This is a genomic window from Kitasatospora sp. NPDC058492 (genome assembly GCF_042720685.1).
Taxonomy (GTDB): domain Bacteria; phylum Actinomycetota; class Actinomycetes; order Streptomycetales; family Streptomycetaceae; genus Kitasatospora.
On record NZ_JBHXMU010000011.1, the window covers coordinates 83,343 to 105,804 of the forward strand.

Sequence of the window (22,462 nt, forward strand, 5' to 3'; positions counted from 1 at the left end):
GAGGCTCCCCACCCGGGAGCCTCCCTACGGCTTTTCCCCGCGCCTTCCCCCGCGTCCGGGCCCAGGGCGCACACTCCTCGCGCAATTCTCCGTACTATGTATAGTGTACTGCGTACGGGATAACCGCGCGCTCGCGCCGACGAGAGGGCTCCGCCATGCAGATCACCACCACCACCCTCGCCCTGACCGTCGAGGACGTCACCGCCTCCGCCGCCTTCCTCCAGCGGCACTTCGGCTACAGCGAGGAGATGTCGGCCGACGGCTTCGTCTCGCTCCAGCACCCCGGCGGCGGGGTCAACGTCGTCTGCCTGCGACGCGGCCTGGAGGTGCTGCCCGAGCGCCAGCGCGACCGGACCGCGTCCGGCGTCATCCTGGCGTTCGTCGTCGAGGACCTCGTCGGCGAGGAGCGGCGGCTGCGCGGCGAAGGGGTCGAGATCACCCTGCCGCTGCGCGAGGAGCCGTGGGGCGAGAAGCTGTTCCAGGTCACCGACCCGAACGGGGTCGTGATCGAACTGGTCGAGTGGGCCAAGCAGTAACCACGCGCCCGAGCAGTGACCGCGTGCCCGAACGAACGACGGCGCCCCCTCGGCCGATGGCCGAGGGGGCGCCGCGGTGACCGGACCAGGCCGGACCAGGCCGGACCAGGCCGGACCGGTCAGTCCACCGTCCAGGTGTCGCCGCCCGCCAGCAGCGCGGCCAGGTCGCCCGGCCCGCGATCGGCCTGCGCGGCCGCCAACTGCCCCGCCATCAGCTCGTCGTAGACGGGCCGTCGCACATCGCGCAGGACACCGATCGGGGTGTGGTGCAGGGTGTCGGCGTCGGCGATCCGGGACAGCGCGAAGGCCGCCGTCGGGTTGGCCGCGTGCGCGTCGTGGACCAGCACCCGCGCCTCGTTGTCCGCCGTCACCGGGGCGGTGAACAGCTCTCCGTCCGGGCCGCGGAACACGCCGCCGGCCAGGTCCGCGCCGAAGCGGATCGGCTGGCCGTGCTCCAGCCGGATCAGCGCCTCGTCCCGGGTGCCGGGCTGCTTCAAGGCCTCGAACGCACCGTCGTTGAAGATGTTGCAGTTCTGGTAGATCTCCACCAGCGCGGTGCCCTCGTGCGCGGCCGCCGCCCGCAGCACCGACTGCAGGTGCTGGCGGTCCGAGTCGATCGTCCGGGCGACGAAGGACGCCTCGGCGCCGATCGCCAGCGAGAGCGGGTTGAACGGCGCGTCCAGCGAGCCCATCGGCGTCGACTTGGTGATCTTGCCCAGCTCGCTGGTCGGCGAGTACTGGCCCTTGGTCAGGCCGTAGATCCGGTTGTTGAACAGCAGGATCTTCAGATTGACGTTGCGCCGCAGCGCGTGGATCAGGTGGTTGCCGCCGATGGACAGCGCGTCGCCGTCCCCGGTCACCACCCACACGCTCAGGTCCTGCCGCGCGGACGCCAGCCCGGTCGCGATCGCCGGCGCGCGCCCGTGGATCGAGTGCACCCCGTAGGTGTTCATGTAGTACGGGAAGCGCGAGGAACAGCCGATCCCGGAGACGAACACGGTGTTCTCGCGCTTGATGCCGAGCTCCGGCATGAAGCCCTGCACCGCCGCCAGGACGGCGTAGTCCCCGCAGCCGGGGCACCAGCGCACCTCCTGGTCGGTCTTGAAGTCCCGTGCGCTCTGCGGCTCTTCGGCCTTGGGCACCAGGCGCAGGGAGGGGAAGCCGTTCTCGCTCATCGGTGGTCCTCCTCGTCCAGGGTGCCGATCGCCGCCGACAGCACGTCCGCCAACTGTGCCGCCTTGAACGGCAGTCCACGCACCTGGTTGTAGGACTCCGCGTCCACCAGGTACTTCGCCCGCAGCAGCAGCGCGAGCTGGCCGAGGTTCATCTCCGGCACGATGACCTTCTCGTAACTCCTGAGCACCGCGCCCAGGTTGGCCGGGAAGGGGTTCAGGTGGCGCAGGTGCGCCTGGGCGACCTCCCCGCCGTCCGCCCGCACCCGCCGCACGGCCGCGGTGATCGGCCCGTACGTCGAACCCCAGCCGAGCACCAGCACCCGCGCCTCGCCGCTCGGGTCGTCGACCTCCACGTCGGGGACGGCGATCCCGTCGATCTTCGCCTGCCGGGTGCGGACCATGAAGTCGTGGTTCGCCGGGTCGTAGGAGATGTTCCCCGTCCCGTCCTGCTTCTCGATCCCGCCGATCCGGTGCTCCAGCCCCGGCGTACCGGGCAGCGCCCACGGCCTGGCCAGGGTCTTCGGATCCCGCAGGTAGGGCCAGAACGAGCCGTCCTCGCGGTTCGGACCGGTCGCGAAGTCCGGGCTGATCAGCGGGAGTTCGTCCACCTCCGGGATCCGCCACGGCTCCGAGCCGTTCGCCAGGTAGCCGTCCGAGAGCAGGAACACCGGCGTCCGGTACGTCACCGCGATCCGCGCCGCCTCCAGCGCCGCGTCGAAGCACTCGGCCGGCGTCGCCGGGGCGACGATCGGCACCGGCGCCTCGCCGTTGCGCCCGAACATCGCCTGCAGCAGGTCCGCCTGCTCCGTCTTGGTCGGCAGGCCGGTGGAGGGGCCGCCGCGCTGGATGTCCACGACCAGCAGCGGCAGTTCCAGCGACACCGCCAGGCCGATCGTCTCGCTCTTCAGCGCCACCCCGGGGCCCGAGGTCGTCGTCACGCCGAGCGCGCCGCCGAAGGACGCGCCGAGCGCGGCGCCGATCCCGGCGATCTCGTCCTCGGCCTGGAAGGTGCGGACCCCGAAGTTCTTGTGCCGGCTCAGCTCGTGCAGGATGTCCGAGGCCGGCGTGATCGGGTACGAGCCCAGGTACAGCGGCAGCCCGGAGCGCTGCGCGGCGGCGATCAGGCCGTAGGAGAGCGCCAGGTTCCCCGAGATGTTGCGGTAGCGCCCGGCCGGGAGCTTGGCCGGCGGCACCTCGTAGGAGACCGCGAAGGTCTCCGTGGTCTCGCCGAAGTTCCAACCCGCCTTGAACGCGCTGATGTTCGCCTCGGCGATCTGCGGCTTCTTCGCGAACTTGCTGCGCAGGAAGGTCTCCGTCCCGCGGGTGGGGCGGTGGTACATCCAGGACAGCAGCCCCAGCGCGAACATGTTCTTGGCCCGCTCGGCGTCCTTGCGCGCCAGCCCGCTGTCCTTCAACGCCTCCAGGGTCAGCGTCGTCAGCGGCACCTTGTGCAGGTGGTAGCCCTCCAGCGAGCCGTCGGCCAGCGGATCCGCCGCGTAACCGACCTTCGCCAGCGCGCGCTTGGTGAACTCGTCCGTGTTGACGATGATCTGCGCGCCGCGCGGCAGGTCCTCCAGGTTCGCCTTCAGCGCCGCCGGGTTCATCGCCACCAGCACGTTCGGCGCGTCCCCCGGGGTGAGGATGTCGTGGTCCGCGAAGTGCAGTTGGAAGCTCGACACGCCCGGCAGCGTCCCGGCGGGCGCCCGGATCTCGGCCGGGAAGTTCGGCAGCGTGGAGAGGTCGTTGCCGAACGACGCCGTCTCCGAGGTGAACCGGTCACCGGTGAGCTGCATGCCGTCACCCGAGTCGCCGGCGAAACGGATGATCACCCGGTCGAGTCGGCGAATCGGCTTGCTGTTCCTCGGCGGCGAACCTCCCGGGGCCGTTGGATCGGCGGGCACGGCCGCACCGGGGCGTCCGTCACCACTGCCGGAACGACCACCGTCGCCGTCCGAGCCGTCCACTGCCTCTGACTGATCGACCTGACTGGTCACTGCCGCGGACCTCCTCGAGGGCACACCACCGCGGGCGCGGCCCCGTGCCCCGTCCGCTTGGTGCACCTCCCGCATCCTATGCGCGGGCACTTGATCCCGGACGGAACTCCCACGTGCGGCGGGAAAACACCGGCCCGCGCCCGAACCGCACACGGGGTACAACGTCCGACCGCCGGAGATCATTCCGCGTCCGACGGCCGCTCCCCCGGCCCCCTGCCCCCGAGCTGCCCGGCCGCCCGGCCGGCTACGAGTTGAGGTAGGTGAGCACCGCCAGCACCCGGCGGTGGTCCTCCGGGCTCTGCGCCAGGCCCAGCTTCAGGAAGATGTTGCTGACGTGCTTCTCCACCGCGCCGTCCGAGACCACCAGCTGCTTGGCCACCGCGCTGTTGGTGCGGCCCTCCGCCATCAGCCCGAGCACCTCCCGCTCGCGCGGGGTGAGGTTGGCCAGCACATCGCCCTTGCGGCTGCGGCTGAGGAGTTGCTGCACCACCTCCGGGTCCAGCGCGGTGCCGCCGTCGGCGACCCGGACCACCGCGTCCGCGAACTCGCGCACCTCCGCGACCCGGTCCTTCAGCAGGTAGCCGACGCCCCGGGTCGAACCCGCCAGCAGCTCGGAGGCGTACCGCTCCTCCACGAACTGCGACAGCACCAGCACGTTCAGCTCCGGGTAGCGGCCGCGCAGCTCGACGCAGGCGCGCAGGCCCTCGTCGGTGTGGCTCGGCGGCATCCGCACGTCGGAGACCACGACGTCCGGCAGCTGCCCGGCCGCGGCCAGGTCGTGGATGGTCTTCACCAGCGCGGCGCCGTCCCCGACACCCGCCACGACCTCCAGGCCCCGGTCGGTGAGCAGCCGGGTCAGGCCCTCCCGCAGCAGTACGGAGTCCTCGGCTATGACGACACGGCGCATGGTGACCTTCCCGGCAGGGCTGAGCTGACAGAGGCCAGTCTCCCCCATCCGGGCAAACACCCGACCCGCCGTCCGCGGATCCGCCGTCCGGGGGCTGCCGCCCGCCGCGCCCCGGTCACATGGTCCGGATCGCCACCGCGTCGCAGAGCCCCTCCAGGGCCGCCTTCGCCGCGCAGTCCGGCAGCGGGGCGAGCAGCGCCCGGGCGTCCTCGGCCTGGCGCAGCGTCTCCCGGCGGGCGCGCTCCAGCGCGGGGTGGCGGCGCAGCAGCCGCAGCGCCTCGGCGTGCAGTTCGTCGTCGGCGAGGTCCAGGGTGAGCAGTTCGCGCAGCCGGGTGTCGGCCGGGTCGGCGGGGTCGGCCGGCATCTGCTCCAGCAGCAGGGTCGGCAGGGTCGGCACGCCCTCGCGCAGGTCGGTGCCAGGGGTCTTGCCGGACTCCTGGCCGTCGCTGGCGATGTCCAGCACGTCGTCGGCCAGCTGGAAGGCGATGCCGATCCGCTCGCCGAACTCGCTGAGGGTGTCCACCATCCACGACTCGGCGCCGGCCATCAGTGCTCCTATCCGGCAGGAGACCGCGATCAGCGAACCGGTCTTGCCGGCCAGCACGTCGAGGTAGTGCAGCAGCGGGTCGCCGTCCGGACCGGGGCCCCGGGTCTCCAGGATCTGGCCGGTGACCAGCCGCTCGAAGGCGTCGGCCTGCATCCGCACCGCCTCGGGGCCGAGGTCGGCGAGCACCTGGGAGGCGCGGGAGAACAGGAAGTCGCCGGTGAGGATGGCCACCGAGTTGTCCCAGCGGGAGTTGGCGCTGGGGGCGCCGCGGCGCACCGGGGCCTCGTCCATGACGTCGTCGTGGTACAGGGTCGCCAGGTGGGTGAGCTCGACGACGACGGCGGCCGGCACCACCCCGGGTGCCCCCGGGTCGCCGAACTGCGCCGCCAGCAGCAGCAGCAGCGGGCGGAAGCGCTTGCCGCCGGCCTCGATGAGGTGACTGGCGGTGATGGTGATGAACGGGACGTCGCTCTTGACGGCCTCGGCGAGAGCCGTCTCCACCGCGTCCAGTCCGGCCTGAACGTCCCGGGTCAGGTCGCGGTCCTGCACGCTGAGCCCGAAGGGTCCCACGACGGTCACGAAGACCACTCCTCTGTCCCTGGTCGATCTAGCGGCCTGGTCCCTGAGTGCCGCCGCTGGCCATACAGGCAGGGTATCCGGTCACGAGTGGATCACTGCACGGGCGTGCGGATCCTGTCATGATCGGGCCGGATGCCCTGGTCAGGGCGGCTGTGGGGGCAGTACTGCGGTGGGGGCGAATTCAGCTGGAAAACACGGGCCGGAGCCCCTGCGCCGGCAGGCCGGCGGCAAACGCGCGTCCGGACCGCGCGCCGAGGGCGCGGCCCGGACGGGCCCGGGGCGGCGGCGCCGCCCCGGCAGCGGTCAGCGGACGAACAGCGCGGCCTTCGACGCCAGGTCCAGGAAGTACTGCGGCAGCAGGCCGAGACCCAGCGTGACCAGCACCCCCACCCCGATCGCGGTCGCCGTGAAGGCGCTCGGGATCGCCACCGTCGGGCCGCCCGGCTTCGGGTCGGAGAAGAACATCAGCACGATGACCCGGATGTAGAAGAACGCGGCCACCGCCGAGCTCAGCACACCCACGATCACCAGCGGCGTCGCCCCGCCGGCCGCCGCCGCCTGGAACACCGCGAACTTCCCGGTGAACCCGGAGGTCAGCGGGATCCCGGCGAAGGCCAGCAGGAACAGCGCGAACACCGCCGCCACCAGCGGCGAGCGCCGGCCCAGCCCGGCCCAGCTGGACAGGTGGGTCGCCTCGCCCTTGGAGTCGCGCACCAGGGTGACCACGGCGAACGCGCCGAGCGTCACGAAGGAGTACGACAGCAGGTAGAACAGCACCGAGGACAGGCCCTGCTTGTTGGTGGCGATCACGCCCGTGAGGATGAACCCGGCGTGCGCGATCGAGGAGTACGCCAACAGCCGCTTGACGTCCTGCTGGGTGACCGCCAGCACCGCGCCCACCACCATGGTGAGGATCGCCACCCCCCACAGCACCGGCCGCCAGTCCAGCCGCAGGCCCGGGAAGGCCACGTAGAACAGCCGCAGGAACGCCCCGAAGGCCGCGACCTTCGTCGCCGCCGCCATGAAACCGGTCACCGGGGTCGGCGCGCCCTGGTACACGTCCGGGGTCCAGGAGTGGAACGGCACCGCGCCGACCTTGAACAGCAGGCCGACCGCGAGCATCGCCAGGCCGATCAGCAGCAGCGCGTCACTCTGGGTGCTGCTCAGCTGCGCCGGGGTGGTCATCGCCTTGCCGGAGATCACGTCCGAGATGTCGCCGAGCTTCACGCTGCCCGCGTAGCCGTACAGCAGCGCGGTGCCGAACAGGAAGAACGCCGAGGCGAAGGCGCCCAGCAGGAAGTACTTGACGGCCGCCTCCTGGGAGAGCAGCCGGCGGCGCCGGGCCAGCGCGCAGAGCAGGTACAGCGGGAGGGAGAAGACCTCCAGCGCCACGAACATCGTCAGCAGGTCGTTGGCCGCGGGGAACAGCAGCATCCCGCCGACCGCGAACATGGTGAGCGGGAAGACCTCGCTGGTGGCGAAGCCGGCCCGGACCGCGGCCCGCTCCTGCTCGCCGCCGGGGGTGGCGGCGGCCTGGGCCGCGAAGGCGTCGGCGGGCAGGCCGCCCGCCGTGGGCTCCAGCTTCCGTTCGGCGTAGGTGAGCACCGCGACGACGGCGACCAGCAGGATCACGCCTTGCAGGAACAGCGCCGGGCCGTCCAGCGCGACCGACTCCATGGCCAGCAGGTCGACCCGGGTGGAGCCGAAGCCCTGGGAGGCCAGCACCACCACGGCGACGAAGGAGCCGATCAGCCCGGCCAGGGCGAGCGACACCTGCGTCCAGTGCCGGTACCGGCGGGGCACGAAGGCCTCCACCAGGATGCCGGCCACGGCGGCGCCGAACACCACCAGCATCGGGGAGAGCTGGCCGTACTCCAGGTGCGGCGCCGGGATGCTGGCGGTGTTGCCGCCGGCGGCGGCGAGCATGCCGGTGGTGCTCACTTCTGCTCACCTCCTGAGGTGGCGGCGACCGGGTGGGCCGGCGCCGGGTCGGTCTCGTGGACCTGCGAGAGCGTCGCGTTCACCGAGGGGTTGACCAGGTCGGTGAGCGGCTTGGGGTAGACGCCGAGCAGGATGGTCAGCGCCACCAGCGGGGCGACCACGGCCAGTTCGCGGACCTTGAGGTCGGGCATCCCGCCGACGCCGGCCTTCACCGGTCCGGTCATGGTGCGCTGGTACAGCAGCAGGGCGTACAGCGCGGCCAGCACGATGCCGAAGGTCGCCACGATGCCGATCGCCGGGTAGCGGGTGAACGTGCCCACCAGCACCAGGAACTCACTGACGAACGGGGCCAGCCCGGGCAGCGACAGGGTCGCCAGACCGCCGACCAGGAAAGTCCCGGCGAGCACCGGCGCGACCTTCTGCACCCCGCCGTAGTCGGCGATCAGCCGCGAACCGCGACGGGAGATCAGGAAGCCCGCCACCAGCATCCACGCGGCGGTGGAGATGCCGTGGTTGACCATGTAGAGGGTGGCGCCGCTCTGGCCCTGGCTGGTCAGCGCGAAGATGCCCATGATGATGAAGCCGAAGTGCGAGATCGACGCGTAGGCGACCAGCCGCTTGATGTCCTTCTGGCCGACCGCCAGCAGCGCGCCGTAGATGATCCCGATCACCGACAGGACCAGGATCGCCGGGGCGAAGGTCTTCGAGGCGTGCGGGAACAGCCCGAGGCAGAAACGCAGCATCGCGAAGGTGCCGACCTTGTCCACCACGGCGGTGATCAGCACGGCGGTGCCGGCGGTGGCCTCGCCCATCGCGTTCGGCAGCCAGGTGTGCAGCGGCCACAGCGGGGCCTTGACCGCGAAGGCGAAGAAGAAGCCCAGGAACAGCGCCTTCTCGGCGGTGCCGGACAGCTGCAGCTTGCCGTCGGCGATCGCCGAGGTGAGGGTCTGGAGGTCGAAGGTGCCGAAGCCCTGGTCCTGCGCGATCACGTACAGGCCGATCACGGCGGCCAGCATCACCAGGCCGCCGAGCAGGTTGTAGAGCAGGAACTTCACGGCCGCGTACGAGCGCTGGCGCGCCGCGTCGGGGCCGCCGGCCCGGTCCCCGAAGCCGCCGATCAGGAAGTACATCGGGATCAGCATGGCTTCGAAGAACACGTAGAAGAGGAAGACGTCGGTGGCGTAGAAGGAGACGACCACCATCGCCTCCACCGCCAGGATCAGGGCGAAGAAGCCCTGGGTGCGGCGCCTGCCCTCAAAAGTGTCGGGGGCGAAGGTGCCGTCGGGGCCGGCCGGCCCCGGGTCGGCGTCGTGCCAGGAGGCCAGCATCACCACCGGCACCAGGACGGCGGTGAGCAGGGCGAGGACGGCGCCGATGCCGTCCACGCCGAGCGAGAAGGTGATGCCGAAGGAGCGGATCCAGCTGTACGACTCGGTCAGCTGGTAGCGGTCGCCGTGCGGGTCGAAGCGGGTCGCCACCACGGCCGCCAGCACCAGGGTGACGACCGAGACGCCCAGGGCGACGGCCTTGGTGGTCGAGCGGCGGCGCTCGGTCGACCCGGCGGGCAGCGCGGCGGTCAGCACCGCGCCGGCCGCCGGGACGGCACAGGTGGCGGTCAGCAACGCGCTCATGGCCGCACCCCCCACGTGGAATCTGCGCGAGTCATCAGACGGACCTCATCAGGAGAGTCGTGGCGACCAGCACCAGCGTGCCGCCGAACATGGAGAGCGCGTACGAGCGGACGAAGCCGTTCTGGATCCGCCGCAGCCGACTGGACACCCCGCCGATGGTGGCGGCCAGGCCGTTGACGAAGCCGTCCAGGCCGCGGCTGTCGAAGTAGACCAGCGTCGCGGTGAGCGCCGAGCCCGGACGGACCAGGACGGCGTGGTTGAAGTCGTCCTGGAGCAGGTCGCGGCGGGCGGCCCGGGTGAGCGGGGAGCCGACCGGCGCCACCACGGGGACGGCGGAGCGCCCGTACATCAGGTACGAGACGAGGACGCCGGCCAGCATGCAGGCCGTGGTGAGCACGGTGACCACCAGCGGGGCGAGCGGCGAGTTGCCCTCGGAGTGTCCGGTGACGGGCTCCAGCCAGGTCAGGAACGAGTCGTTGAAGGCGAACAGCCCGCCCGCGAAGACCGAGCCGAAGGCCAGCAGGACCATCGGGATGGTCATGGTCTTCGGCGACTCGTGCGGGTGCGGGGCGTTGCCGTCGGCGTCCGGCTGCCAGCGCTTCTCGCCGAAGAAGGTCAGCAGCATCACCCGGGTCATGTAGAACGCGGTGACGGCGGCGCCGGTCAGCGCGCACAGGCCGAGGATCCAGCCCTCGGTGCCGCCCTTGGCGAAGGCCGCCTCGATGATCTTGTCCTTGGAGAAGAAGCCGGACAGACCGGGGAAGCCGATGATCGCCAGGTAGCCGAGGCCGAAGGTGACGAAGGTGACCGGCATGAACTTGCGCAGGCCGCCGTAGTGACGCATGTTCACCTCGTCGTTCATGCCGTGCATGACCGACCCGGCGCCGAGGAACAGCCCGGCCTTGAAGAAGCCGTGCGTCACCAGGTGCATGATCGCGAAGGCGTAGCCGATCGGGCCGAGCCCGGCCGCCAGCACCATGTAGCCGATCTGCGACATCGTCGACCCGGCCAGCGCCTTCTTGATGTCGTCCTTCGCGCAACCGACGATCGCACCGAACAGCAGCGTGACCGCGCCGACCACCACCACGGCGGTCTGCGCGTCCGGCGCCAGGTCGAAGATCGCCGACGAGCGGGTGATCAGGTAGACGCCGGCGGTCACCATGGTGGCCGCGTGGATCAGCGCCGACACCGGGGTCGGGCCCTCCATCGCGTCGCCCAGCCAGGACTGCAGCGGCACCTGCGCCGACTTGCCGCAGGCCGCCAGCAGCAGCATCAGGCCGATCGCCGTCAGCCTGCCCTCGCTCGCCTGCGCCGCCCCACCGAAGACCGGCTCAAAGGCGAAGGAACCGAACTCGGTGAACATCAGCATGATCGCGATCGACAGGCCCAGGTCACCGACCCGGTTGACGATGAACGCCTTCTTCGCCGCCGTCGCCGCGCTCGGCTTGTGCTGCCAGAAGCCGATCAGCAGGTACGAGGCGAGGCCCACGCCCTCCCAACCGAAGTACAGCAGCAGGTAGTTGTCGGCGACCACCAGCAGCAGCATGGCGGCCAGGAACAGGTTCAGGTACGCGAAGAAGCGGCGCCGGCGCTCGTCGTGCGCCATGTAGCCCACCGAGTACAGGTGGATCAGCGTGCCGACGCCGGTGATCAGCAGGACGAAGGTCATCGACAACTGGTCGAGCCGGAACGACATGTCGGCCTGGAACCCGTTCACCGGGATCCAGCTGAACAGGTGTTGGGTGACGGCCCGGTGCTCGGCCTCGCGGCCCAGCATGTCCCAGAACAGCGCCAGGCCGAAGCCGAACGAGAGCGCCGCGAGGGCGGTGGCCAGCCAGTGGCCGAAGCGGTCCAGCGCGCGGCCGCCGAGCAGGAGCAGGGCGGCGCCGGCCAGCGGGGCCGCCACCAGCAGCGGAATGAGAGAGTTCACCGAGGCCCTCCGCCTACAGCTTCATCAGATTGCTGTCGTCGACCGAAGCGGAGTGCCTGGTCCGGAAGATGGAGACGATGATGGCGAGGCCGACCACGACCTCGGCCGCCGCGACCACCATCGTGAAGAACGCGATGATCTGGCCGTCCAGGGTGCCGTGCAGCCGGGAGAAGGTCACCAGGGCGAGGTTCGAGGCGTTCAGCATCAGCTCCACGCACATGAACAGCACGATCGCGTTGCGCCGGATCAGCACTCCGGCCGCGCCGATGGTGAACAACAGGGCCGCGAGGTACAGGTAGTTGACCGGGTTCACTCCGCTCCCCCCTCGTCGGCGCGGCCGTTCAGGCCGTCCTTGGCGTTCAGACCGTCCTTGGCGTTCAGACCGCCGTTGCCGTTCAGACCGTTCGGACCGCCGTTGCCGTCCTTGCCGTTCACCGACGTCGGCACCGACGCCGGCACCGGCTCCAGGGACTTGCGCGGTCCGGCGACCGCCGGCCGCTCGGACGACGGCCGGCCCAGCCAGTCCGCCGTGGTGTTCTCCAGCTCGGCCATCCGCCGCAGCATCTCCTGACTGACGTCCCGGACCTGGCCGCGCTCGCGCAGCGTCGCCATCACCGAGTCCTCGGCGATCGTGCCGTCCGGCAGCAGCGCCGGAACGTCCACCGCGTTGTGCCGCGCGTACACGCCCGGCGCCGGCAGCGGCGGCAGCTGGAGGTTGTCCACGACCCGCTGGGCGGCCAGCTCGCGCTGCGTCTTCGGCGCCTTCACGTGCTCGCGGTGGGTCAGCACCATCGCACCGATCGCCGCGGTGATCAGCAGCGCGCCGGTGACCTCGAACGCCCACACGTACCGGGTGAAGATCAGCCGGGCCAGGCCCGGTACATTGCCCTCGGCGTTCGCCTCGGACAGGCCGGTGAAGTGGTCCAGCCGCGCGTTGGCGATCCCGGCGATCAGCAGCACGCCGAAGCCCAGCCCGCACAGCACCGCGGCGACCCGCTGACCCTTCAACTGCTCCTTCAGGGAGTCCTCGCTGGTGACGCCGACCAGCATCACCACGAACAGGAACAGCATCATGATCGCGCCGGTGTACACGACGATCTGCACCACGCCCAGGAACACCGCGCCCTGCGCCATGTAACAGACCGCCAGCGCCATCATCGTGGCCGCCAGGCACAGCGCGCTGTGCACGGCCTTGCGCATCAGCACCATGCCGAGCGCGCCGCCGACCGCGAGCACCGCGAGCACCCAGAACTGGACGGCCTCCCCGACGGAGGTCGTCCCGGTCGCGGCCAGGTTGAGGGAGGTCACTGCTGGACCTCCCGCTCCCGGTCGGTGCGCTCCTGCTGGACCGTCCCGGGCGCCGCCGCGGTGATCTCGCCCCGGTAGTACGCGCCCTCGTCGGCGCCCGGGAAGATCGAGTGCGGGGAGTCCACCATGCCCTCGGACAGGCCGACCAGCAGCTGCTCCTTGGTGAAGATCAGGTCCCGGCGCGAGGAGTCGGCCAGCTCGTACTCGTTGGTCATGGTGAGCGCGCGGGTCGGACAGGCCTCGATGCACAGCCCGCACAGGATGCAGCGGGCGTAGTTGATCTGGTAGACCGCGCCGTAGCGCTCGCCCGGCGAGTAGCGCTCCTCCTCCCGGTTGTCCGCGCCCTCCACGTAGATGGCGTCGGCCGGACAGGCCCACGCGCACAGCTCGCAGCCGACGCACTTCTCCAGGCCGTCCGGGTGCCGGTTCAGCTGGTGGCGGCCGTGGAAGCGCGGAGCGGTGGGCTTCTTCTGCTCCGGGTACTGCTCGGTGAGCCGCTTCTTGAACATGGCCTTGAAGGTCACGCCGAAGCCGGCGGCCGGGCCGAGGATCGACGGCTTGTCGGGCCGTTCGGCCCGCTCCGTCTGGTCGGACGACATCTCGGTTCAGCTCCCTTCGGTATGGTCGGCCCCGTTGAGGGCGTCCTGGAGTTGCTTCGGGGCCCGGCTGCGCCGGCGCGGCACCGGCGGGAGCTCCTGCCCGGGCAGCGGGGGCACCGGGTAGCCGCCCGCCATCGGGTCGAACTCCCCCTTCGGCAGGGCTGGTTCGGGCTCGGGTTCCTTCTTCAGGAAGTCCCGCAGCAGGGCGAGCAGCAGGATCGCCCCGACCGGCGCGCCGACGTACAGCACCACCTCGCCGAAGCCGTAGCCCTCGTTGCGCAGCGCCCGCACGCTCGCGATCAGCACCAGCCACACCAGCGAGACCGGGATCAGCACCTTCCAGCCCAGCTTCATGAACTGGTCGTAGCGGAACCGGGGCAGCGTGCCGCGCAGCCAGATGAAGAAGAACAGCAGCAGCTGGATCTTCAGCGTGATCCACAGCATCGGCCACCAGCCGTGGTTGGCGCCCTCCCAGAAGGTCGACACCGGCCACGGGGCCCGCCAGCCGCCCAGGAACAGGGTGGAGGCCACCGCCGAGACGGTCACCATGTTGACGTACTCGGCCAGCATGAACATCGCGAACTTCAGCGAGGAGTACTCGGTGTTGAAACCGCCGACCAGCTCGCCCTCGGCCTCCGGGAGGTCGAACGGCGCCCGGTTGGTCTCACCCACCATCGCGATGATGTACACGATGAACGACACCGGCAGCAGCGCCGCGAACCAGGTCGGCTGCTGGTGCGCCACGATCTCCGAGGTCGACATCGACCCCGAGTAGATGAACACCGCCGCGAAGGACAGGCCCATCGCGATCTCGTAGCTGACCATCTGCGCGGCCGAGCGCAGCCCGCCCAGCAGCGGGTACGTCGAACCGGACGACCAGCCGGCCAGCACGATGCCGTAGATGCCGATCGAGGCCGTCGCCAGGATGTACAGCAGCGCCACCGGGAAGTCGGTCAGCTGCATCGCCGTCCGGGTGCCGAAGATCGACACCTCGTTGCCGGCCGGCCCGAACGGGATCACCGCGAAGGCCATGAACGCCGGGACGGCGCAGACGATCGGGGCCAGGATGTAGACCACCTTGTCCGCGCCCTTGACCACCAGGTCTTCCTTGAGCGCGAGCTTCACGCCGTCCGCCAGGGACTGCAGCATCCCCCACGGCCCGTGCCGGTTCGGCCCGATGCGCAGCTGCATCCAGGCCACCACCTTGCGCTCCCAGACGATCGCGATCAGCACCGTCAGGACCAGGAAGCCGAAGCAGAACACCGCCTTCAGCAGCACCATCCACCACGGGTCCTGCCCGAAGAAGTGGAGCGTCTCGTACGGCTGCGGAGTCATCGCTCCTCCCCTTCACTGCCCGCGTCGCCCGCCGCGGCCTCGGCCCGGACGGCCGGCTCGGGGGCGGCCACGGCGATCGTGACCAGATGGCCGACGGTGGTGCCGAGCGCGCGGTGGGCGCCGCCCGGCGTGGAGTTGAGCGGGATCCAGACCGTACGGTCCGGGATCGAGTCGGTGACCTCCAGCGGCAGGGTCAGCGAGCCGGCCGGGCCGGTCAGCCGCAGCGCCCCACCCTCCCCGCCCGCCTCGGCGCCGGTGTCCTTCGCGCCGATCTCCTTCGCGGTGGCCGGCGAGACCCGGGCCACCGCCCGGTGCCGGGTGCCCGCCAGGTGCGGATCGCCCTGCTGCAACGTGCCGTTGTCCAGCAGCTGGCGCCAACCCGCCAGCACCGCCTGGCCGGTGGCCGGGCGGGGCAGCACGCCGGGGTGCGCGGCCGGGTCCGCGGACCGGTCACCCGCCCACGGGGTGAAGTGGTCCAGCTCCAACCGGGCCGCCCGGACGTCCGGCAGACCCAACCGGTGGCCCAGCGCCTCCGCCAGCATGCTCAGCACCCGCAGGTCCGGGTACAGATGGCGGCCCATCTGCTGATCGGGCTTGAGCGCCGCCTCGAACATCCGCAGCCGGCCCTCCCAGTCCAGGAAAGCACCGGCCTTCTCCGCCACCGCCGCCACCGGCAGCACCACGTCCGCGTGCGCCGTCACCGCGGAGGGCCGCAGCTCCAGCGACACCACGAACGGCACCGCCGCCAGCGCCGCGTCGGCCAGCGCCGGATCCGGCAGGTCGTCCGGGTCGACGCCGCCGACCAGCAGCGCGTCCAGCTCACCGTGCGCCGCGGCCGTCAGGATCTGGCCGGTGTCCCGGCCCGGCCCGGACGGCAGCTCCGCCACCCCCCACACCCCGGCGGCCTCCGCCCGGGCAGCCGGAGCCGCCACCGGACGGCCGCCGGGCAGCAGCCCCGGCAGCAGGCCCGCCTCGACCGCACCGCGCTCACCCGCCCGACGCGGCACCCACGCCAGCCGGGCGCCGGTCGCGTGCGCCAGCCGCAGCACCGCCGTCAGCGCGCCCGGGGCCGCGGCCAGCCGCTCGCCCACCAGGATCACCGCGCCCGGGCTACGCAGCAGCTCGGCGGCCCGCCCGGCCTCGTCGTTCAGCGGCTCGTCGGCGGCCAGCGCGGCGAACCACTCCGCCTCCGTGCCCGGGGCCGCCGGCAGCAGCGCGCCGCGCAGCTTGGCCAGTCCCCGGGAGGCGAACGCCGCCACCGAGTACACCTTCAGGCCCCGGTCGCGGCTCGCCTTGCGCAGCCGCAGGAAGACGATCGGCGACTCCTCCTCCGGCTCGAAGCCCGCCAGCAGCACCGCCGGCGCCTGCTCCAGCTGCTCGTAGGTCAGGCCCTCGCCGTCCACGTCCACCCCGCGCCCGGCGACGGCGGCGGCCAGGAAGTCCGCCTCCTCGCCGCTGTACGGGCGGGCCCGGAAGTCCACGTCGTTGGTGCCGAGCACCACCCGCGCGAACTTCCCGTACGCGTAGGCGTCCTCGACGGTCACCCGGCCACCGGTCAGCACCCCGGCGCGGGCGCCGCGCAGGCCCTCGGCGGCCCGGGCCAGCGCCTCCGGCCAGGAGACGGGCACCAGCTCGCCGTCCACCCGCACCAGCGGGGTCGCGATCCGGTCCCGCTGCTGGGCGTAGCGGAACGCGAACCGGCCCTTGTCGCAGTTCCACTCCTCGTTGACCGCCGGGTCCTCGCCCGCCAGCCTGCGCAGCACCTTGCCGCGCCGGTGGTCGGTGCGCTGGGCGCAGCCCGCGGAGCAGTGCTCGCACACGCTCGGCGAGGAGACCAGGTCGAACGGGCGGGAGCGGAAACGGTAGGCCGCCGACGTCAGGGCGCCCACCGGGCAGATCTGGATGGTGTTCCCGGAGAAGTACGAGTCGAGCGGCTCGTCGTCCCCGGTGCCGACCTGCTGGAGCGCGCCGCGTTCCAGCAGGTCGATGAACGGGTCCCCGGCGATCTGCTGCGAGAAGCGGGTGCAGCGCGCGCACAGCACGCAGCGCTCCCGGTCCAGCAGCACCTGGGTGCTGAGCGGGATCGGCTTCTCGTAGGTGCGCTTCATCCCCTCGAAGCGGGTGTCGGCGTCACCCGTGGACATCGCCTGGTTCTGCAGCGGGCACTCGCCGCCCTTGTCGCAGACCGGGCAGTCCAGCGGGTGGTTGATCAGCAGCAGCTCCATCACGCCGCGCTGCGCCTTCTCGGCCACCGGCGAACTCACCTGGGTGCGCACCACCATGCCCTCGGCGACCGGGATGGTGCAGGAGGCGACGGGCTTGCGCTGGCCCTCGATCTCGACGATGCACTGCCGGCAGGCGCCGGCCGGGTCGAGCAGCGGGTGGTCGCAGAAGCGCGGGATCTGGGTGCCGATCCGTTCAGCGGCCCGGATCACCAACGTCCCCTTGGGGACCTGCACTTCGACGCCGTCGATGGTGAGCGTGACCAGCTCGACCGCGGCCTTGTCGCCCGTGGAGGTGGATGGCTCTGTGATCGTCACGCGTGCACCTCCCTTTCGGTGGCGGACTGGTGGCCGGGGCGGGGGCCGTCGGCCCAGACGGTGGAGGCGGCCGGGTCGAACGGGCAGCGGCGCTCGGCCAGGTGCTGCTCGTACTCGGCCCGGAAGTGCTGGAGGGAGGAGACGATCGGACTCGCGGCGCCGTCGCCCAGTGCGCAGAAGGACTTTCCGTTGATGTTGTCGGCGATGTCGAGGAGCTTCTCCAGGTCCCCCTCGACGCCCGCGCCCGCCTCGATCCGCTTGAGCAACTGGACCAGCCAGTAGGTGCCCTCGCGGCAGGGGGTGCACTTGCCGCAGGACTCGTGGGCGTAGAACTCGGTCCAGCGGGTGACCGCCCGCACCACGCAGGTGGTCTCGTCGAAGACCTGCAGCGCCTTGGTGCCGAGCATCGAGCCGGCCGCGCCGACACCCTCGTAGTCCAGCGGGACGTCCAGGTGCTCGTCGGTGAACATCGGGGTGGACGAGCCGCCCGGGGTCCAGAACTTGAGCCGGTGCCCGGGGCGGACGCCGCCGCTCATGTCCAGCAGCTGGCGCAGCGTGATGCCCAGCGGCGCCTCGTACTGGCCGGGGTTGGTGACGTGGCCGGAGAGCGAGTACAGCGTGAAGCCGGGGGACTTCTCGGTGCCCAGGCCCTTGAACCACTCCTTGCCGCGGGCCAGGATCGGCGGCACCGAGGCGATCGACTCGACGTTGTTGACCACCGTCGGGCAGGCGTACAGGCCGGCGATCGCCGGGAACGGCGGCCGCAGCCGGGGCTGGCCGCGGCGGCCCTCCAGCGAGTCCAGCAGCGCCGTCTCCTCGCCGCAGATGTAGGCGCCGGCGCCGGCGTGCACGGTGATGTCGAGGTTGACGCCCGAGCCGAGGATGTCCCGGCCGAGCAGCCCGGCCTGGTACGCCTCGGCGACGGCCGCGTGCAGGCGGCGCAGCACCGGGACGACCTCGCCGCGCAGGTAGATGAACGCGTGGTCGCAGCGGATCGCGTAGGAGGCGATGATCATGCCCTCGATCAGCGCGTGCGGGTTGGCGAACAGCAGCGGGATGTCCTTGCAGGTGCCCGGCTCGGACTCGTCCGCGTTGACCACCAGGTAGTGCGGCTTGCCGTCGTTCTGCGGGATGAACTGCCACTTCATCCCGGTGGGGAAGCCGGCGCCGCCGCGACCGCGCAGCCCGGAGTCCTTCACCAGGGCGATCACGTCGTCCGGCGGCATCGCCAGGGCCGCCTTGAGGCCGTCGTAGCCGTGGTGGCGGCGGTAGGTGGCCAGCGTCCAGGGCCGGTCGTCGTCCCAGGAGGCGGACAGGACGGGGGTGAGCAGCTTCTCGGCCGGCTCGGCGGCGGTCATCACGCTTCCGTCCCTTCGTGGCCGGTGCCCTCGTGGCCGGTGCCCTCGTGGCCGATGCCCTCGTGGCGGGGTGCGACGACCTTGGTGCCGCCGGTGCCGGGCAGCGCCTCGCCCTTGGCCAGGCGCAGGCCCGCAAGCGAGGGCGCGCCGCCCGCGCCGGACTCGTCGTTGGCACCCGGGCGCTCGTCGGGGAAGCCCGCCAGGATCCGGGCGGACTCCTTGAAGGTGCACAGCCGGGCGCCGCGGGTCGGCCGGACCTCCCGGCCCGCGCGCAGGTCGTCGACCAGCCGCTTGGCGCTCTCCGGGGTCTGGTCGTCGAAGAACTCCCAGTTGACCATCACCACGGGCGCGTAGTCGCAGGCCGCGTTGCACTCGATGTGCTCGATCGAGATCTCGCCGTCCCCGGTGGTCTCGTTGTTGCGCACGCCGAGGTGCTGCTGGAGCTCGTCGAAGATCTGGTCGCCGCCGAGCACCGCGCACAGGGTGTTGGTGCAGACCCCGACGTGGTACTTCCCGGCCGGGCGCCGCCGGTACATGGTGTAGAAGGTGGCGACGGCGGTCACCTCGGCGGTGGTGAGGTCCAACTGCTCGGCGCAGAACCGGATGCCGGTCGGGCTGACGAAGCCCTCCTCGGCCTGCACCAGGTGCAGCAGCGGCAGCAGCGCCGACCGGGCCTGCGGGTAGCGGCCGATCAGCTCAGCGGCGTCGGCGGCCAGCCGGGCGTGCACCTCCTCGGGGTACGGTGTGGCCGGCAGCGCCGGCATCCCCAACTGAACGTCTGTCACCGGTCCACGCCTCCCATCACCGGGTCGATCCCGGCCACCGCGACGATCACGTCGGCGACCTGGCCGCCCTCGCACATCGCCGCCATCGACTGCAGATTGGTGAACGACGGATCCCGGAAATGGACCCGGTACGGGCGCGTCCCGCCGTCGCTGACCACGTGCACGCCCAGCTCGCCCTTGGGCGACTCGACCGCCGCGTACGCCTGGCCGACCGGGACCCGGAAGCCCTCGGTGACCAGCTTGAAGTGGTGGATCAGGGCCTCCATCGAGGTGCCCATGATCTTGCGGATGTGGTCGAGCGAGTTGCCCATCCCGTCCGGGCCGACGGCGAGTTGGGCGGGCCAGGCGATCTTCTTGTCGGCCACCATCACCGGGCCCGGCCGCAGCCGGTCCAGGCACTGCTCGACGATCCCCAGCGACTGCCGCATCTCCTCCAGGCGGATCAGGAAGCGGCCGTAGGAATCGGCGCTGTCCGCGATCGCGACCTCGAAGTCGTAGTCCTGGTAGCCGCAGTACGGGTCGGTCTTGCGCAGGTCGTGCGGCAGGCCGGTGGCGCGCAGGATCGGGCCGGTGGCGCCGAGGGCCAGGCAGCCGGGCAGGTCGAGGAAGCCGACGTCGACCAGGCGGGCCTTGAACACCGGGTTCCCGGTGGCGAGTTTGTCGTACTCGTGCATCCGGGAGCGCAGGGTCTTCACGCACTCGCGGATCTGGTCGACGGCGCCGGGCGGGAGGTCCTGGGCGAGGCCGCCGGGGCGCACGTACGCGTGGTTCATGCGCAGGCCGGTGACCAGCTCGAAGACGTCCAGGATCAGCTCGCGGTCGCGGAAGCCGTAGATCATCAGGGTGGTGGAGCCGATCTCCATGCCACCGGTGGCCAGGCAGACCAGGTGCGAGGCGATCCGGTTGAGCTCCATCATCAGCACCCGGATCACGGTGGCCCGGTCCGGGATGTCGTCGGTGATGCCGAGCAGCTTCTCGACGGCCAGGCAGTACGCGGTCTCGTTGAACAGCGGGGTCAGGTAGTCCATCCGGGTCACGAAGGTGGTGCCCTGGACCCAGTTGCGGAACTCCATGTTCTTCTCGATGCCGGTGTGGAGGTAGCCGATGCCGCAGCGGGCCTCCTTCACCGTCTCGCCGTCGATCTCCAGGATCAGCCGCAGCACGCCGTGGGTGGACGGGTGCTGGGGGCCCATGTTGACGATGATGCGCTCGTCGTCGGCCCGGCCGACCGCCTCGACCACCTCGCCCCAGTCGCCGCCGGTGACCGTGAAGACCCGGCCCTCGGTGGTCTCCCGGGCCTCTGCCTGCTCGGCTTCTTCGTGGGGACGAGTCCCTTCGTCGTGCCGAGCCTCTTCGTCGTGCCGAGTACTCATCAGCTGTACGACCTCCGCTGGTCGGGAGCCGGGATCTGGGCGCCCTTGTACTCGACGGGGATGCCGCCGAGCGGGTAGTCCTTGCGCTGCGGGTGGCCCAGCCAGTCGTCCGGCATCATGATCCGGGTGAGTGCCGGGTGGCCGTCGAAGACCAGGCCGAAGAAGTCGTAGGCCTCGCGCTCGTGCCAGTCGTTGGTCGGGTAGACGCTCACCACGGAGGGGATGCGCGGGTCGGCGTCCGGCGCGGTGACCTCCACCCGGATCAGCCGTCCGTGGGTGATCGACCGCAGGTGGTAGACCGCGTGCAGCTCGCGGCCCTTGTCGTCGGGGTAGTGCACGCCGCTCACGCCCAGGCACAGCTCGAAGCGCAGTGCCGGGTCGTCGCGCAGGGTGCGGGCGGTCCGGAGCAGGTGGGCGCGGTCGATGTGGAAGGTGAGCTCGCCGCGGTCGACGACGGTCTTCTCGATCACCTCGGCCGGGTCCATGCCCTGCTCCTCCAGGGCGCCCTCCAGCTCGTCGGCGACCTCGTCGAACCAGCCGCCGTACGGCCGTTCGCTCGGGCCGGGCAGCACGATCGGCGCGGCCAGGCCACCGAAGCCGGAGGTGTCACCGCTGCCCAGGGCGCCGAACATGCCCTGCCGGCGGCCGACCACCTCGACCGGGATCTCGCGGACCGGGTGCTCGCGACGGGTCTCGGGTACCTGCTCGTTCATCGCAGCAGCCCCCGCATCTCGCTGACCGGGGTGGCCTTGAGGGCGAGCGCCTCGCCGAGCTCCTCGGCCCGGATCCGGTTCGCGCCCAGCGGCTCGTGCTGGATCTTGTCGTGCAGCTTCAGGATGGCGTCCATCAGCATCTCCGGGCGGGGCGGGCAACCGGGCAGGTAGATGTCCACCGGGACGATGTGGTCGACGCCCTGCACGATCGCGTAGTTGTTGAACATCCCGCCCGAGGAGGCGCAGACGCCCATCGAGATGACCCACTTCGGGTTGGCCATCTGGTCGTACACCTGGCGCAGCACCGGGGCCATCTTCTGGCTCACCCGACCCGCCACGATCATCAGATCGGCCTGCCGGGGGGAGCCCCGGAACACCTCCATGCCGAACCGGGCCAGGTCGTAGCGGCCGGCGCCGGTGGTCATCATCTCGATCGCGCAGCAGGCCAGACCGAAGGTGGCCGGGAAGAGTGACGCCTTGCGCACCCAACCGGCGGCCGTCTCCACGGTCGTGAGCAGAAAGCCGCTCGGCAGCTTCTCCTCGATTCCCATCAGATCCCTCTCAATGCCCTCAAGAAGCCCTCAAGTCCTGTGGTACCTCGGCCCGTTCGGGCTTGTCCGCTCGTTCACAAAGGCGGCGGCCACCCCGCGCTCAGTCCCACTCCAGGCCGCCGCGGCGCCACACGTAGGCGTAGGCGACGAAGACCGTGGCGATGAACAGGAGCATCTCGACCAACCCGAAGATCCCCAGGGCGTCGAAGGTCACCGCCCAGGGATAGAGAAAGACGATCTCGATGTCGAAGACGATGAAGAGCATCGCCGTCAGGTAGTACTTGATCGGGAACCGACCGCCGCCCACGGGCTGCGGGGTCGGCTCGATGCCGCACTCGTACGCCTCCAACTTGGCCCGGTTGTAGCGCTTGGGGCCGGTGAGTGAGGCCATCACGACGGAGCCGACCGCGAACGCCGCCGCGATGGCACCGAGTACGAGGATCGGCGCGTAGGCATTCATAGCCCCCGCTCCCTCCGTCCAGTCGTCCTTGACTGCAGATCGGAACCGGCAGGTCACGCTGAGGTGAACCCGCGTTCCGGTTCCCGGGATCCACCTCATGTGAGGCAGTTCACAAAGCCTGGAACGAGCGCATCCTATGCCCGTCGGCTTGTGATCTGCGACACGCAGTTCAACGTCATCTTTGTGATCTACGCCACGAT

General features: G+C 71.1%; 19 protein-coding genes. 1 reads left to right on the forward strand and 18 read right to left on the reverse strand.

The genetic code is table 11. The features are described 5' to 3' along the window. Nucleotides 1–155 precede the first annotated feature (155 nt). Nucleotides 156–536: a VOC family protein gene (locus ACFWPI_RS10440; RefSeq protein WP_380373208.1), complete on the forward strand. Its 381-nt coding sequence runs from the start codon at nt 156–158 to the stop codon at nt 534–536. Nucleotides 537–655: 119 nt separating this feature from the next. Here the strand turns inward: ACFWPI_RS10440 and ACFWPI_RS10445 are convergent, their stop codons facing one another. The 18 genes from ACFWPI_RS10445 to ACFWPI_RS10530 all read right to left on the reverse strand — a co-directional run bounded on the left by ACFWPI_RS10445 (nt 656) and on the right by ACFWPI_RS10530 (nt 22,262). Further along, nucleotides 656–1,711, reverse strand: coding sequence for a 2-oxoacid:ferredoxin oxidoreductase subunit beta (locus tag ACFWPI_RS10445; protein ID WP_063348136.1), 1,056 nt, complete (start codon nt 1,709–1,711; stop codon nt 656–658). Further along, nucleotides 1,708–3,705: a 2-oxoacid:acceptor oxidoreductase subunit alpha gene (locus ACFWPI_RS10450; RefSeq protein WP_380373210.1), complete on the reverse strand. Its 1,998-nt coding sequence runs from the start codon at nt 3,703–3,705 to the stop codon at nt 1,708–1,710. Before ACFWPI_RS10450 ends, ACFWPI_RS10445 begins: the two co-directional genes overlap by 4 nt. Nucleotides 3,706–3,949: 244 nt before the next feature. After that, nucleotides 3,950–4,612, reverse strand: a complete 663-nt coding sequence (locus ACFWPI_RS10455; protein ID WP_063348138.1) for a response regulator transcription factor — start codon at nt 4,610–4,612, stop codon at nt 3,950–3,952. Between the two features lie 115 nt (nt 4,613–4,727). After that, complete coding sequence (locus tag ACFWPI_RS10460) at nt 4,728–5,738, reverse strand: polyprenyl synthetase family protein (RefSeq protein ID WP_063351191.1); 1,011 nt, start codon at nt 5,736–5,738, stop codon at nt 4,728–4,730. A 303-nt stretch (nt 5,739–6,041) separates the two neighbouring features. Further along, nucleotides 6,042–7,664, reverse strand: coding sequence for an NADH-quinone oxidoreductase subunit NuoN (gene nuoN, locus ACFWPI_RS10465; protein WP_380373301.1), 1,623 nt, complete (start codon nt 7,662–7,664; stop codon nt 6,042–6,044). Between the two features lie 11 nt (nt 7,665–7,675). Continuing rightward, nucleotides 7,676–9,310, reverse strand: a complete 1,635-nt coding sequence (locus tag ACFWPI_RS10470) for an NADH-quinone oxidoreductase subunit M (protein WP_063348139.1) — start codon at nt 9,308–9,310, stop codon at nt 7,676–7,678. 34 nt (nt 9,311–9,344) lie between these two features. Next, complete coding sequence (gene nuoL / locus ACFWPI_RS10475) at nt 9,345–11,240, reverse strand: NADH-quinone oxidoreductase subunit L (RefSeq protein WP_380373214.1); 1,896 nt, start codon at nt 11,238–11,240, stop codon at nt 9,345–9,347. A 13-nt stretch (nt 11,241–11,253) separates the two neighbouring features. After that, nucleotides 11,254–11,553, reverse strand: coding sequence for an NADH-quinone oxidoreductase subunit NuoK (gene nuoK / locus ACFWPI_RS10480; protein ID WP_030060110.1), 300 nt, complete (start codon nt 11,551–11,553; stop codon nt 11,254–11,256). After that, entirely contained in the window at nt 11,550–12,548 is a 999-nt protein-coding gene (locus tag ACFWPI_RS10485; RefSeq protein ID WP_380373217.1) for an NADH-quinone oxidoreductase subunit J, read from the reverse strand. Before ACFWPI_RS10485 ends, nuoK begins: the two co-directional genes overlap by 4 nt. Beyond that, nucleotides 12,545–13,147 carry an NADH-quinone oxidoreductase subunit NuoI gene (gene nuoI, locus ACFWPI_RS10490; RefSeq protein WP_063348141.1) on the reverse strand — a complete coding sequence of 201 codons (603 nt, stop codon included), beginning with the start codon at nt 13,145–13,147 and terminating at the stop codon, nt 12,545–12,547. Before nuoI ends, ACFWPI_RS10485 begins: the two co-directional genes overlap by 4 nt. Before the next feature lie 6 nt (nt 13,148–13,153). Beyond that, a complete protein-coding gene (nuoH, locus tag ACFWPI_RS10495; protein WP_380373220.1) occupies nt 13,154–14,482 on the reverse strand; it encodes an NADH-quinone oxidoreductase subunit NuoH in 1,329 nt (442 codons plus the stop codon). After that, nucleotides 14,479–17,022, reverse strand: a complete 2,544-nt coding sequence (locus ACFWPI_RS10500) for an NADH-quinone oxidoreductase subunit G (protein WP_380373223.1) — start codon at nt 17,020–17,022, stop codon at nt 14,479–14,481. The genes nuoH and ACFWPI_RS10500 overlap by 4 nt, the downstream gene beginning before the upstream one ends. Beyond that, the gene (nuoF, locus tag ACFWPI_RS10505) at nt 17,019–18,380 is read right to left on the reverse strand and encodes an NADH-quinone oxidoreductase subunit NuoF (RefSeq protein WP_380344889.1); all 1,362 of its coding nucleotides are present in this window, start codon (nt 18,378–18,380) and stop codon (nt 17,019–17,021) included. The genes ACFWPI_RS10500 and nuoF overlap by 4 nt, the downstream gene beginning before the upstream one ends. Continuing rightward, nucleotides 18,380–19,144, reverse strand: a complete 765-nt coding sequence (gene nuoE / locus ACFWPI_RS10510) for an NADH-quinone oxidoreductase subunit NuoE (RefSeq protein ID WP_380373304.1) — start codon at nt 19,142–19,144, stop codon at nt 18,380–18,382. The genes nuoF and nuoE overlap by 1 nt, the downstream gene beginning before the upstream one ends. A gap of 17 nt (nt 19,145–19,161) precedes the next feature. Further along, the gene (locus ACFWPI_RS10515) at nt 19,162–20,538 is read right to left on the reverse strand and encodes an NADH-quinone oxidoreductase subunit D (protein WP_380373228.1); all 1,377 of its coding nucleotides are present in this window, start codon (nt 20,536–20,538) and stop codon (nt 19,162–19,164) included. Further along, nucleotides 20,538–21,251 carry an NADH-quinone oxidoreductase subunit C gene (locus ACFWPI_RS10520; RefSeq protein ID WP_380373231.1) on the reverse strand — a complete coding sequence of 238 codons (714 nt, stop codon included), beginning with the start codon at nt 21,249–21,251 and terminating at the stop codon, nt 20,538–20,540. The genes ACFWPI_RS10515 and ACFWPI_RS10520 overlap by 1 nt, the downstream gene beginning before the upstream one ends. Continuing rightward, nucleotides 21,248–21,802: an NADH-quinone oxidoreductase subunit B family protein gene (locus ACFWPI_RS10525; protein ID WP_063348147.1), complete on the reverse strand. Its 555-nt coding sequence runs from the start codon at nt 21,800–21,802 to the stop codon at nt 21,248–21,250. Before ACFWPI_RS10525 ends, ACFWPI_RS10520 begins: the two co-directional genes overlap by 4 nt. A gap of 100 nt (nt 21,803–21,902) precedes the next feature. Further along, on the reverse strand, nt 21,903–22,262 hold the full coding sequence (locus tag ACFWPI_RS10530; protein WP_030060100.1) for an NADH-quinone oxidoreductase subunit A: 360 nt from the start codon (nt 22,260–22,262) through the stop codon (nt 21,903–21,905). Nucleotides 22,263–22,462: the final 200 nt, after the last annotated feature.

Bases quoted from the DNA above. Each gene is read 5' to 3' on its own strand.
- ACFWPI_RS10445 (WP_063348136.1), bottom strand. From the start codon at position 1,711: ATGAGCGAGAACGGCTTCCCCTCCCTGCGCCTGGTGCCCAAGGCCGAA.
- nuoN (WP_380373301.1), bottom strand. From the start codon at position 7,664: ATGCTCGCCGCCGCCGGCGGCAACACCGCCAGCATCCCGGCGCCGCAC.
- ACFWPI_RS10470 (WP_063348139.1), bottom strand. From the start codon at position 9,310: ATGAGCGCGTTGCTGACCGCCACCTGTGCCGTCCCGGCGGCCGGCGCG.
- ACFWPI_RS10440 (WP_380373208.1), top strand. From the start codon at position 156: ATGCAGATCACCACCACCACCCTCGCCCTGACCGTCGAGGACGTCACC.
- ACFWPI_RS10530 (WP_030060100.1), bottom strand. From the start codon at position 22,262: ATGAATGCCTACGCGCCGATCCTCGTACTCGGTGCCATCGCGGCGGCG.
- ACFWPI_RS10520 (WP_380373231.1), bottom strand. From the start codon at position 21,251: ATGAACGAGCAGGTACCCGAGACCCGTCGCGAGCACCCGGTCCGCGAG.
- ACFWPI_RS10515 (WP_380373228.1), bottom strand. From the start codon at position 20,538: ATGAGTACTCGGCACGACGAAGAGGCTCGGCACGACGAAGGGACTCGT.
- ACFWPI_RS10455 (WP_063348138.1), bottom strand. From the start codon at position 4,612: ATGCGCCGTGTCGTCATAGCCGAGGACTCCGTACTGCTGCGGGAGGGC.
- nuoF (WP_380344889.1), bottom strand. From the start codon at position 18,380: ATGACCGCCGCCGAGCCGGCCGAGAAGCTGCTCACCCCCGTCCTGTCC.
- nuoE (WP_380373304.1), bottom strand. From the start codon at position 19,144: ATGCCGGCGCTGCCGGCCACACCGTACCCCGAGGAGGTGCACGCCCGG.
- nuoI (WP_063348141.1), bottom strand. From the start codon at position 13,147: ATGTCGTCCGACCAGACGGAGCGGGCCGAACGGCCCGACAAGCCGTCG.
- ACFWPI_RS10525 (WP_063348147.1), bottom strand. From the start codon at position 21,802: ATGGGAATCGAGGAGAAGCTGCCGAGCGGCTTTCTGCTCACGACCGTG.
- nuoH (WP_380373220.1), bottom strand. From the start codon at position 14,482: ATGACTCCGCAGCCGTACGAGACGCTCCACTTCTTCGGGCAGGACCCG.